This is a genomic window from Noviherbaspirillum suwonense, assembly GCF_900182955.1.
Classification (GTDB): domain Bacteria; phylum Pseudomonadota; class Gammaproteobacteria; order Burkholderiales; family Burkholderiaceae_D; genus Noviherbaspirillum_A; species Noviherbaspirillum_A suwonense.
Genome location: NZ_FXUL01000004.1, coordinates 192,443 through 203,908 on the forward strand (window position 1 = coordinate 192,443; position 11,466 = coordinate 203,908).

General features: G+C 62.0%; 11 protein-coding genes. 9 read left to right on the plus strand and 2 right to left on the minus strand.

What is annotated here, in order from left to right; translation table 11 throughout:
* Positions 1-461 precede the first annotated feature (461 nt).
* The 9 genes from flgF (at position 462) to QOL82_RS08235 (ending at position 10,206) form a co-directional block, all read left to right on the plus strand.
* On the plus strand, positions 462-1,193 hold the full coding sequence (flgF, locus tag QOL82_RS08195) for a flagellar basal-body rod protein FlgF (RefSeq protein ID WP_283441759.1): 732 nt from the start codon (positions 462-464) through the stop codon (positions 1,191-1,193).
* Positions 1,194-1,264: 71 nt separating this feature from the next.
* Positions 1,265-2,047: a flagellar basal-body rod protein FlgG gene (flgG, locus tag QOL82_RS08200; RefSeq protein WP_283441760.1), complete on the plus strand. Its 783-nt coding sequence runs from the start codon at positions 1,265-1,267 to the stop codon at positions 2,045-2,047.
* Positions 2,048-2,058: 11 nt separating this feature from the next.
* Entirely contained in the window at positions 2,059-2,736 is a 678-nt protein-coding gene (locus tag QOL82_RS08205) for a flagellar basal body L-ring protein FlgH (protein ID WP_283441761.1), read from the plus strand.
* A gap of 10 nt (positions 2,737-2,746) precedes the next feature.
* A complete protein-coding gene (locus QOL82_RS08210; protein ID WP_283441762.1) occupies positions 2,747-3,856 on the plus strand; it encodes a flagellar basal body P-ring protein FlgI in 1,110 nt (369 codons plus the stop codon).
* Between the two features lie 28 nt (positions 3,857-3,884).
* Positions 3,885-4,811, plus strand: a complete 927-nt coding sequence (gene flgJ / locus QOL82_RS08215; RefSeq protein ID WP_283441763.1) for a flagellar assembly peptidoglycan hydrolase FlgJ — start codon at positions 3,885-3,887, stop codon at positions 4,809-4,811.
* Positions 4,812-4,865: 54 nt separating this feature from the next.
* Entirely contained in the window at positions 4,866-6,770 is a 1,905-nt protein-coding gene (flgK, locus tag QOL82_RS08220; protein ID WP_283441764.1) for a flagellar hook-associated protein FlgK, read from the plus strand.
* Between the two features lie 5 nt (positions 6,771-6,775).
* Complete coding sequence (locus QOL82_RS08225; protein ID WP_283441765.1) at positions 6,776-7,087, plus strand: flagellin N-terminal helical domain-containing protein; 312 nt, start codon at positions 6,776-6,778, stop codon at positions 7,085-7,087.
* 206 nt (positions 7,088-7,293) lie between these two features.
* Positions 7,294-7,740, plus strand: coding sequence for a hypothetical protein (locus QOL82_RS08230; protein WP_283441766.1), 447 nt, complete (start codon positions 7,294-7,296; stop codon positions 7,738-7,740).
* 12 nt (positions 7,741-7,752) lie between these two features.
* The gene (locus QOL82_RS08235; RefSeq protein WP_283441767.1) at positions 7,753-10,206 is read left to right on the plus strand and encodes a hypothetical protein; all 2,454 of its coding nucleotides are present in this window, start codon (positions 7,753-7,755) and stop codon (positions 10,204-10,206) included.
* A gap of 118 nt (positions 10,207-10,324) precedes the next feature.
* Here the strand turns inward: QOL82_RS08235 and fliR are convergent, their stop codons facing one another.
* Positions 10,325-11,113 (minus strand): flagellar biosynthetic protein FliR, encoded by a 789-nt coding sequence (fliR, locus tag QOL82_RS08240; RefSeq protein ID WP_283441768.1) that lies wholly within the window; start codon positions 11,111-11,113, stop codon positions 10,325-10,327.
* A 35-nt stretch (positions 11,114-11,148) separates the two neighbouring features.
* On the minus strand, positions 11,149-11,418 hold the full coding sequence (gene fliQ / locus QOL82_RS08245; RefSeq protein ID WP_283441769.1) for a flagellar biosynthesis protein FliQ: 270 nt from the start codon (positions 11,416-11,418) through the stop codon (positions 11,149-11,151).
* Between the last annotated feature and the right edge of the window lie 48 nt (positions 11,419-11,466).

Below are 11,466 nucleotides of genomic sequence, written 5' to 3' on the forward strand. Positions count from 1 at the left end.
TCTGCCCCGCGCAGCGACAGTTGAAGTTGAAGTGGCAGTCAGCCCCGCGCAGCGACATTTGAAGTTGAAGTGGTAGTTGCCTTTGAAGTGGCCGTTGCAGTGAATCCCCGTTAGATGGCGACGCGTCGCCAGTACCTGAAACGGATAAAGAAGCGTCCGCTGTCTGAGCGCAGCGAGTTTCGGACGCTTCCCGTTTCAGGTACTGGCGGCGCGTGCAGTCCGCGCAGCGGACCGCCATCGTAGGGGTCGCCTTTTTTGCCCCACTTTTTTGGCGAAGCAAAAAAGCGGGTCGGCCGCCGGGCCGAACACCCGGCTTGCATCCACGGCAGCGAAGCAGCAACGCTTCACCGGCCAGCAGACGCAGCATGAGCGCCTTGCGTATCAAAAGGTCACTTGCCTACCAATAGGTCAACAACAACACGCCCCAGCCCGCGCCAGCACCAGACTAAAGGAACGCACAAATGGACCGCCTGATCTACACCGCCATGACCGGCGCCAAACACATCCTCGAACAACAAGCCAACACAAGCAACAACCTCGCCAACGCCACCACCACCGGCTTCCGCGCCCAGATCGATGCCTTCCGCGCCGTCCCCGTCGTCGGCAACGACCTCCCCACCCGCGCCTTCGTGGTCGACGCCACGGTAGCCACCGACTACACCCCCGGCCCCCTCCAGCAAACCGCCCGCGAACTCGACGTCGCGATCCAGGGCAAGGGCTGGCTAGCCGTCCAGACCGCCGACGGCGCCGAAGCCTACACCCGCCACGGCAGCCTGAAGGTGTCCGAGAACGGCCAGCTCCAGACCCAGCGCGGCGACGCGGTGCTCGGCGACGGCGGCCCGATCAGCATCCCGCCCGACACCAGGATCGCGATCGCCAAGGACGGCACCATCACCGGCACCGCCGCCAACCAGCCGCCCAGCATCCTGGGCCGGCTCAAGCTGGTTAACCCGCCCGAGGACAACCTGGCGCGCGGCAATGACGGCCTGTTCAGGACCAAGGACGCCAGCCCGGCCGACGCCGACGCCGCGGTCACCGTCATCGGCGGCACGCTCGAAGGCAGCAACGTCAACACGGTCGACGCGATGGTCAACATGATCAGCCTGGCCCGCCAGTTCGAAATGCAGATGAGCCTGATGAAGAACGCCGAGAGTAACGAGACAAAAGCCAGTCAACTCCTCGCTTTGAATTAAGTGTTTCTCCACGACAATAGAGACTAGCCCACCAGTCAACATTGAGCGGCCGCGCCGCGACGGAGTTAGACATGATTCGATCCCTCTGGATAGCCAAGACCGGTCTGGACGCACAGCAGACCCAGATGGACACCATTGCCAACAACCTGGCCAATGTCAGCACCAGCGGCTTCAAGCGCTCGCGTGCCGTGTTCGAGGACCTGCTGTACCAGAACATGCGCCAGCCCGGCGCGCAGACCTCGCAGCAGACGCAGATGCCGTCGGGCCTGCAGGTCGGCACCGGCGTGCGCACCGTCGCCACCGAGCGCATCTTCACGCAGGGCAACCTGCAGCAGACCAGCAACGACAAGGACCTGGCGATCCAGGGCAACGGCTTCTTCCAGGTCTTGATGCCGGACGGGACCACCGGCTACACCCGCGACGGCTCGTTCCAGGTCGACAGCCAGGGCCAGATGGTGACCGCCAGCGGCTTCGTCATCCAGCCGGCCATCACCATTCCCGCCAATACGCAGAGCATCACCGTCGGCCGCGACGGCACCGTCTCGGTCACGCAGGCCGGCACCGCCACCGCGACCCAGGTCGGCCAGCTGCAGATGGCGACCTTCATGAACCCGGCCGGCCTGGAAAGCCGCGGCGAGAACCTGTACGTGGAGACGGTCGCGTCGGGCAACGCCAGCACCACCACGCCGGGCACCAACGGCGCCGGCATGATCACGCAGGGCTATGTCGAGACCTCCAACGTCAACGTCGCCGAGGAACTGGTAAACATGATCCAGACCCAGCGCGCATACGAAATCAACAGCAAGGCCATCACCACTTCCGACCAGATGCTGCAGAAGCTGACCCAGCTCTAAGCCGCCACGCCATGAAAAAAGCCTTACTCCTCGCGCTGCGGGTCGTCCCGCCGCTGCTGGCGCTGGCCGCCTGCAACACCGTGCCCGACTCCATCGTCCAGCGCCCGACCAGCACCCGGCCGGAGCCGCGCATGGCCAGCGCGCCGGCGTCGAACGGCGCGATCTTCCAGGCCGCGACCTACCGCCCGCTGTTCGAAGACCGCCGCGCCCGCCATGTCGGCGACATGCTGACCATCGTCATCAACGAGAAGACCAGCGCCGGCAAGACCGGCTCGGACACCGGCAGCAAGACCGGCAGCGCCAGCTTCTCGGTCGGCAAGCTGCTGGGCCTGAACACCGCCGTCACCGGCCGGTTGGGCGTGGATGCGAAGGGCGCGAACAAGTTCGAGGACAAGGACGCGTCCAGCTCCAGCAACAACTTCACCGGCACGCTGTCGGTGACCGTGACCGAAGTGCTGTCCAACGGCTACCTGGCCGTCAGCGGCGAGAAGCAGGTGGCCTTCGACAAGGGCAACGAGTACATCCGGTTTTCCGGCGTCGTCAACCCGGATTCCATCCTGAACGGCAACCAGGTCGCCTCGACCCAGGTCGCCGACGCCCGGCTGGAGTACCGCAGCAATACCCGCATCGACCCGGTCGAGGTGGCGTCCCAGCTGGGCCGCTTCTTCCTCAGCGTCCTGCCGTTCTAGGAAAGCGCCCATGCGTACCAAGACCCTGTTCAAGGCGCTGCTGTGCGGCGCCATCCTGCTGGCCAGTGCCGGCGCCCAGGCCGAGCGCCTGAAGGACCTCGCCAGCATCGGCGGCGTGCGCCAGAACCAGCTGATGGGCTATGGCCTGGTCGTCGGCCTCGACGGCAGCGGCGACCAGACCACCCAGACGCCGTTCACCGTGCAGAGCGTCATCAGCATGCTGCAGCAGCTCGGCGTGAACCTGCCGCCGACCGGAAGCCTGCAATTGAAGAACGTGGCCGCGGTGATGGTCACGACCTCGCTGCCGGCCTTTTCCCAGCCCGGCCAGCTGCTCGACGTGACCGTGTCGTCGATGGGCAATGCGAAGAGCCTGCGCGGCGGCACGCTGCTGATGACGCCGCTCAAGGGCGCGGACGGGCAGATCTACGGCATGGCCCAGGGCAACGTGCTGGTCGGCGGCGTCGGCGCCGCGGCCAACGGCAGCAAGGCCCAGGTCAATCACCTGAGCGTCGGCCGCATTTCCAGCGGCGCCACCGTGGAACGCGCGGTGCCGAATGCGCTTGGAGAGAACAACATGATTGCGCTGGAGCTCAACGAGAGCGACTTCTCGACCGCCAGCAAGGTGGTCGAGGCGGTCAACCGGCGCTTCGGCCCCGACACCGCCGCCGCCCAGGACGGCCGCGTGATCCGGGTCCGCACGCCGTCCGGCAGCGACGAGCGCGTGGCCTTCCTCGGCGCGCTCGAAAGCCTGTCTGTGACGCCGGCGCAGACCGCCGCCAAGGTCATCATGAATGCCCGCACCGGCTCGGTGGTGATGAACCAGTCGGTCACGCTCGACACCTGCGCCGTTTCGCACGGCAACCTGTCGGTGGTCATCAATACCGAGAACACCCCGAGCCAGCCGGCGCCGCTGTCGGGCGGCCAGACCGTGGTCACGCAGAACTCGCAGATCGAGATCAAGAAGGAAGCAGGGCAGGTGGTGCTGCTGAAGCAGGCCGCGTCGCTGGCCGACGTGGTCAAGGCGCTCAATGCGATCGGCGCGACGCCGCAGGACCTGCTGGCGATCCTGCAGGCGATGAAGGCGTCCGGCTCGCTGCGCGCCGAGCTCGAAATCATCTGACGCACAACAGTCAAGGACGAACCACGACATGATCAGCCCGACCCCCAGCATCGCCAGCGACGGCGCCGATGTCTCCGCTCTGCGCCGTTCCGGCAAGGCGGACTCGCCCGAAGCGCTGCGCGCCGCGGCCAGGCAGTTCGAAGGACTGTTCATGAACATGGTGATGAAGAGCATGCGCGACGCCACGCCCCAGGACAGCCCGTTCGACAGCCAGCAGAGCCGCATGTACACGTCGATGCTGGACCAGAAGATCAGCGACAATTTTTCCAAGCGCGGCATGGGCCTGGCCGATGCGCTGATGCGGCAGCTGTCGAACAATGCGGCCGGACCGACGCTGCTGCCGGGCCAGGAAGCCGCCGCCGGCATGGGCGACGGTATGGGTCCAGGCGCCATCCCCGCCGCGCCGAACCTGAAGCAGACCGGCCTGTCGGCCACGCCGCCGGACGGGGCGACGCCGCTGGAAATCAGCAGCGCCCGCCAGTTCCCGGCGCGGCCGGACCATGTGCAGGCTTTCCAGGACAAGCTGGCCGCGCATGCGAACGAAGCCAGCCGCAGCACCGGCATTCCCGCAAAGTTCATGCTGGGCCAGGCCGCGCTGGAAACCGGCTGGGGCAAGCGCGAGATCCGCGGCGCCGACGGCAGCACCAGCCACAACCTGTTCGGCATCAAGGCGACCGGCAACTGGACTGGCAAGACCGTCGAGGTCGCCACCACCGAATACGTCAACGGCGTGGCCCAGAAGAAGATGGAGAAATTCCGCGCCTACGATTCCTATGCCGATTCCTTCCGCGACTACGCCAGCCTGCTGAAGAACAATCCGCGCTACCAGAACGTGATCGCCAACGGCAAGGACGCCGCCGGGTTCGCGCAGGGCCTGCAGGCAGCCGGCTATGCGACCGACCCGAATTACGCGGCCAAGCTCAGCCGCATTATCAAACAATCACTATCCAGCTAAAGTTCGGCGCGCAAACGCCGTAACCGGTGTAACAGCGATAAGGAAAAACCCATTATGTCCATACTCAGCGTCGGTCAGAGCGCGCTTAACGCGGCACAGGTGGGCCTTGTCACGACCGGGCACAACATCGCCAACGCGGCCACACCCGGCTACAACCGTCAGGTGGTGGTGCAGGGCGCCGTCAGCGGCCAGGATGCCGGCTACGGCTTCATCGGCAAGGGCACCGAGGTCACCGGCGTGCGCCGCGTCTACAGCGAGTTTCTCGGCAACCAGGTGGTCTCGACCCAGACCGCCAAGGGCCAGCTCGACAGCTACTATTCCCAGATCCAGCAGGTCAACAACATGCTGGGCGACAGCAAGTCCGGCCTGTCGCCGGCCCTGCAGGATTTCTTCTCCAGCGTGCAGTCCACCACGTCCGACCCGAGCTCCGCCGCCGCGCGCCAGTCCATGCTGTCGTCGGCCAACACGCTGGCCGGCCGCTTCCAGAGCATGGACGCGCAGCTCAACGAGCAGCGCCAGGGCGTCAATGCCGAGATCCGATCCAGCGTCGAGGGCATCAATGCCTATGCGCAGCAGATAGGCAAGCTCAACGACGCGATCGAAAAGGTGATGAACAACGGCGGCGGCGCGCCCAACGACCTGCTCGACCAGCGCGACCAGGCCGTCAGCGAACTGAGCAAGGAAATCAAGGTCAACGTCGTCAAGCAGGGCAATACCTTCAACGTGATGATAGGCAGCGGCCAGCCGCTGGTGGTCGGCAACAAGACCTATAACCTCTCCGTGGTCCAGTCGCCGACCGACGCCGGCCGGGCCGAGGTCGCCTATGACATCAACGGCAAGCCGGTGATGCTGGCCGAGGAAAGCATCACCGGCGGCAAGCTCGGCGGCGTGATGGAATTCCGCTCCAAGACGCTGGATGCGACACAGAGCGCGCTGGGCCGTGTCGCCATCACGCTGGCCACCGAATTCAACCGCCAGCATGCGCTGGGACAGGACCAGGCCGGCGCGCCGGGCGGCCAGTTCTTCGACATCGGCGCGCCCATGGTCGGCCCCAGCAGCGCCAACAGCAAGAACGCCAACGGCAGCCCGAAAGGCGAGCTGGTGGCGAGCTTCGATCCGGCTGCTACCAGTTTGCTGACCGCGAGCGATTACAAAGTGCAGGTAACCGGCACCAATCCGGCCGCGTTTTCGGTGCTGCGCCTGTCGGACAATAAGCCGGTGTCCGAGATCGCGGGCGTGCAGCTCCAGCTCACCGGCTCGCCGTCGGTAGGCGACACCTTCACGGTGCGCCCGACCGCGGGCGGCGCGTCGGCCGCGACCGGCATCAAGGTCAAGCTCGACGACCCGGCGAAGATCGCGCTGGGCTCGCCGCTGCGCGGCACGTCCGCCGCCAGCAACACCGGCACCGGCGCGGTCGGCGGCGTCGCGGCCACTGCGCCGACCGCCAAACCGGTGCAGCCATTCACGATCACCTTCAGCAATCCGACCACGTTCAGCATTACCGACAGCAGCGGCAACGCGGTGCTGAGCAACCAGACTTTCCAAGCCGGCGCCGACATCGCCGCCGGCGGCTGGAAGCTGCAGATCAAGGGCGCGCCGGCAGCCGGCGACGTGTTCACCGTCGGCGCAAACAACGGCGCCAGCGGCGACAACAGCAATGCGCTGGCGCTGGCCAGCCTGCAGTCGGCCAAGACCACCGCAGGCGACGCCAGCTTCCAGGGTGCGTATTCGCAGCTGGTGAACCAGGTCGGCAACAAGACCCGCGAACTCGAGGTCACCAGCGCCGCCGCCGGCCAGCTCTACACCTCGGCCGTGACCGCGCAGCAGTCGGAGTCCGGCGTCAACCTCGACGAGGAAGCCGCCAACCTGCTCAAGTACCAGCAGGCCTACCAGGCTGCCGGCAAGCTGATGAAGACCGCCAGCGACATGTTCAACGTTCTGCTTTCGCTCGGCGCGTAAGTGGTTTGGCAATCCGTATCAGCGCCAGCAGCCTGCTCGAATCGAATGTCAGCCACATCGGCGAAACGCAGTCGAGCCTGGCGAAAGTCCAGCAGCAGATCAGCACCGGCAAGCGGCTGCTGTCGCCTGCCGATGACCCGCTGGGGGCGGCCAAGGTGCTGGACCTGAGCCAGGGCCAGTCGATCAATGCCCATTACACGCAGAACCGCGGCAGCGCCAGGGATGCGCTGAATATCCAGGAAGGCACACTGCCGGCAGCGCGCGGGACATACAGTACGCCGACCAGCTGTCTTCGATCCAGGCCCTCGACTACGTAAAGGCGATCTCGGAGCTGTCGCAAAAGCAGATGATGCTGCAGGCGGAGCAGCAGAGCTTCGTCAAGGTATCGGGACTGTCGCTGTTCAGCTATCTGTAAAAAAATCCCAGTGACAGGACGGCTGCGCCGCGTGGGAACGGCCAGACTCTTGCAGTTACGAAGGCGGCTCGGCTGGATTGAGCCGTTAACTGTAGGAATTGAAAAGATATGAGCGCGCTGCAAATTTTGTTGGACGATCTGGTCAATGGTGTTTGGCCCGTTGTCCCGGCGCCTTTCGCGCCCTTTTGGCTGACGCTCGATGACAAAGTTGTCATTGCCCTTTTGGAGGATGAGGCAAAGGGCGCCATCTTGCTGTGCGCCAGCCCGGGCTACCTGCATCAGACCTCCCGCGATAGTCCAGCAGCTTCCGACGCTTCGTGGACCGATGATGCAAGTGATCATGATCTTGCTCCAGGAGCGAGTCGCTTATTGCAGGTCGATCCAGCCACCGGCATTGTGATGATCAGCGAGTCATGGCCGCGCGCGGCGCTCGACAGCGTGCGTTTCAGGGAACGTCTTTCCTACTTTGCCGATGCCTTTTGCTACTGGAGTGGCCTGCTGCATCACACGCCAGCTATCGCAAAAATTAATTCTGTAACGCAGTCGCAAAACTGAAAGGCTATTGCAATGGATAAATCGAACCTGCCTGGGCATTCCCTTCATCACGTGCCGCTTCTGCAGCCGTTCCCAAGCATGGCAGGGCCATCTGCACCCGGAGTGTCGCTGCCACAGTCCCCCATGCTTTCGCAGGGGCTGCAGCATGTGCTGTACAACATCGACCGCATCCGGCAGCAGCGCGAGCTGTTCTCAATGCAAAACCAGCTGCAGACGCAGCTAACCACGTTTTCCAGCGCGACCACCGGATTGCCTTTCACGGTAGCGCCCCATATTTCGACTAACGCCACATTCTCTGGAAACAACACCCAAAAATCGCTGGACGTGTTTGGACCGACCGCGTTCGAGGAACATGCTGGACGTTCTGCGAGCATGGAGTCGCCCATCCACAACCGGGAAACTGCCGAATCCAGTTTCTCTTATCCGCCATTCCTTGAACCCGGCTCGTCGCCCGGCAGCGCACGCCTGGAAGCACGGGCTTTGCAATCGCCAGAGCAATCAAGAAGTAAGGCGAGTAGTCCAGGCGAATTGCATCTGCTCGCCGCGCCCAGCGCGGCAACACTGAAAAGAAGTCGCAATGTCATCGCGCAAGATAATTCCGGCAGCGCAAGCTGGAAACGTGCTGGCGGGGCGGAAAAATCGACAGCGTCACTGACGACCACAACCACAACGACAGACGGGCTGGGCAAACTTGCCGACGCGACTGGACAGGACGGCGAACCTGTGAACAAAAAGCGCCGGATTGAAACCCCTGTGTCCTCAAACATGCAAATGTCCTTTGCGTCATTGTCAGGTGAATTCGATAAAATGCAGTCGATCATGGAACGCTATAAATCAGCGACCGAAATCGCTCAAAAAAGACTGGGCCATGATTTCCTGGAAGATGAGGACATACAGGATTACGGCGATGAATTCAAAAAAGAATGCGTTGGCCTAGTCCGTTTCTGCCTCCGGAACAATTACCTCAGCTTGTGTGAAAGAATCATTTCAGAAAGTGAAAAATTTTATGCGGAAACGTTCCCGCCCACATTCGAAGCCGGGGAGCGGACAAGATGGCGTTTGTCAGACGAACTAGTCCCACACAATCTGAATAACCTTTGTGCGCTCCTGGATAGAAGTAACCTGACCAAACTGCTATGCCAGCGGGATGAATTCAGGCAGCAGGTATTGGGAAGTTCGACACTGCCGCACGAAATTTCACAACTCGCCCCGGTAACAGTCCCAACTGTTCTCAGAGAGCTTCCCGATGTGACGCCGGCGCCGAAAAGCCTGACTCCCAGCGAGCCAGTGGCTGCCGCGGATGATGCGCCGCATATGGCGATTATCATGGAAAGTCCTGACGATGGCAGTTCGTTTACGCAAAGCTTTGTCGAACTCGTCGACGTCCCCTCGAGAATTACCCAAGCAGATATAGACGAGTTTATTTCGGATAAAAGAAATTTCGAGACGCCTGAAACAGTTGGTGGATTTCTGCGCATTATTGTCAGGCTCGTGTCCACGATCATGGCCCAGCGCGGTCTTTCCATAAAATTCGACGGGCAGCCAATTCTTCAGTCGGCCTTGAAAAAATTATTTTCCCAAATGCAGGACAAACAGGCCAGTAAGGGAAAGATCGCCATCACAAATCGATTTCTTGTAGAGCTTGCGATTGATAATGCCGCGTTGTGTGAGCTGATCAGCCTTGTTCTACTTGATATGTCGTCGAAGCGCTTTAGCGGGATCGTGTACAAGGGAGACTTCGAAATTATTTCTGGCTTGCATAAGACTGGCATTCCGAATTTTCAGGCCGGCGATGAACTTCCGACCAATACCATACTAAAAAATTTACGCGACGGCGATAAGTTCTCAAAAGGAAAGGTAATTTTATATCTGAAAACGGCGCCTGCAGGATCCAGTATTAATTCGTTGAATGACTACTTTCAAACGCTCGAACTTTTGCTTGAAGAATTGTTTTCAGATAGCGAGAAATATCAAGACCTATTTGCCAAGGACATAATTTCAGCTGCGCTCGACAGGCTGGTAAAAACGTCGAACGTGATTACGTTGCATGACATCGCATCCCACTATTTATTAAGGCTGGCAATTAAAAGCAAGCAGGCATGCGATATTTTGGTTCGCGAGTTATCGCACATGTCTGACGACAGGAAGCGCAAATTCCGGGTCGTGCGAAAATTGGAATTTTTTAGTAAAGCCCATGCGTTACTGAAGGCCAAATTTTATGTGCCAGCGCCGAGCGGGCACAGAGCGGGCACTGAGCCTGGCGTCAGTTCAAGCACACCGATCGCCCATGCGTACGGTCGAACCGATTCCGGGGTCTCGACAATCGAGAAGCCAACATCGAGTACTACGGCAAATTCGTCCACGACGCCTTCGGGTGTGCTGCCTGGGGAAGCGGCGGGTAGCGCAAACAGGCGGGATAAGGGAACGAAATCCTTGTCCAATCGGGAAGATGAATCCGAAAACTGACGGTCTTCTGGAAAGGCCTGGATGTTCTGCTCGCGCACGGTAGATGTTCACCTTGTCCGTCCTGATTTTGCCAGGGCTTTTTCCTGGATAGCGACAGAAAATAGCCGCAAGCCTGCGTTCAAATCTTCGGCAGGCCCGCCGTCAGCTGCCGCATCATCCCGAATGCTTCCGCAAACAACCGGTCCAGCGGCACCGCCAGGTAAGGCACGGTCAGGGCCAGCATCAGGAAGCCGACCGACAGCGTGATCGGGAAGCCGACGCCGAACAGGTTCAGCTGCGGCGCGGCGCGGGTCAGGATGCCCAGCGCGATGTTGGTGATCAGCAGGGCGGCGACCACCGGCAGCGAGAGCTGCACGCCGGCGCTGAAGATGCGGCCGCCCCATCCGACCAGCTGGCGGAACAGGTCGCCGCCCATCGGCATGGCCGAGATCGGCATGCTGGTGAAGCTGTCGACCAGCGTCGACAGCACGACCAGGTGCAGGTTGGCGGCGAGGTAGACCATCAGCGTCAGCAGCGACAGGAACTGGCTGATCGCGGACGTGCGGCCGCTGGACTGCGGGTCGAAGAAGGTGGCGAAGCCCAGGCCCATGGTCATGCCGCACAGTTCGCCGGCCAGCTCCACCGCGGTGAACACGATGCGCATCGCGAATCCCATCGCGATGCCGATGATGAACTGCTGTGCCAGCAGCAGCGCGCCGCCGATCGACACCGGGTCCATTGCCGGCAGGGCTGCGACGGTCGGCGCGACGATGGCCGACAGCAGCATGCCGAGCGCGATCTTGAGCCGCGCCGGGATGCCGTTGTTGCCGAACAGCGGCGCGATCGACAGCAGTCCCATGATGCGGGTGAAGGGCCACAGGTAGCTGGCGATCAGCGCGTTGATGTCGAGGCTGTTCAGGGTAATCATGCTTGCGCGCAGCCGGAGCCGCCAGGTCCGGCCGATCAGCCCACCATGCCGGGAATGCCGGTCAGCATCTGGCGCATGTAGTCGAGCATCACCGACAGCATCCACGGCCCGGCCACGACCAGCGCGACGAAGATGCCGATCAGCTTGGGAATGAAGGACAGGGTGGTCTCGTTGATCTGCGTGGCGGCCTGGAAGATGCTGACCACCAGGCCGATGACCAGCGCCACCAGCAGCATCGGCGCGGCGACCATCAGCGTGACTTCCATCGCATGGCGGCCTAGGGACATGACGCTTTCTGGGGTCATTGCGGTGCTTTCTTGATGGTCTTCATAACATTGTCCTGCACGGGACGC

Bases quoted from the DNA above. Each gene is read 5' to 3' on its own strand.
- QOL82_RS08210 (WP_283441762.1), top strand. From the start codon at position 2,747: ATGCGTACCAAGACCCTGTTCAAGGCGCTGCTGTGCGGCGCCATCCTG.
- fliQ (WP_283441769.1), bottom strand. From the start codon at position 11,418: ATGACCCCAGAAAGCGTCATGTCCCTAGGCCGCCATGCGATGGAAGTC.
- flgK (WP_283441764.1), top strand. From the start codon at position 4,866: ATGTCCATACTCAGCGTCGGTCAGAGCGCGCTTAACGCGGCACAGGTG.
- QOL82_RS08230 (WP_283441766.1), top strand. From the start codon at position 7,294: ATGAGCGCGCTGCAAATTTTGTTGGACGATCTGGTCAATGGTGTTTGG.
- fliR (WP_283441768.1), bottom strand. From the start codon at position 11,113: ATGATTACCCTGAACAGCCTCGACATCAACGCGCTGATCGCCAGCTAC.
- flgF (WP_283441759.1), top strand. From the start codon at position 462: ATGGACCGCCTGATCTACACCGCCATGACCGGCGCCAAACACATCCTC.
- QOL82_RS08235 (WP_283441767.1), top strand. From the start codon at position 7,753: ATGGATAAATCGAACCTGCCTGGGCATTCCCTTCATCACGTGCCGCTT.
- QOL82_RS08205 (WP_283441761.1), top strand. From the start codon at position 2,059: ATGAAAAAAGCCTTACTCCTCGCGCTGCGGGTCGTCCCGCCGCTGCTG.
- flgJ (WP_283441763.1), top strand. From the start codon at position 3,885: ATGATCAGCCCGACCCCCAGCATCGCCAGCGACGGCGCCGATGTCTCC.
- flgG (WP_283441760.1), top strand. From the start codon at position 1,265: ATGATTCGATCCCTCTGGATAGCCAAGACCGGTCTGGACGCACAGCAG.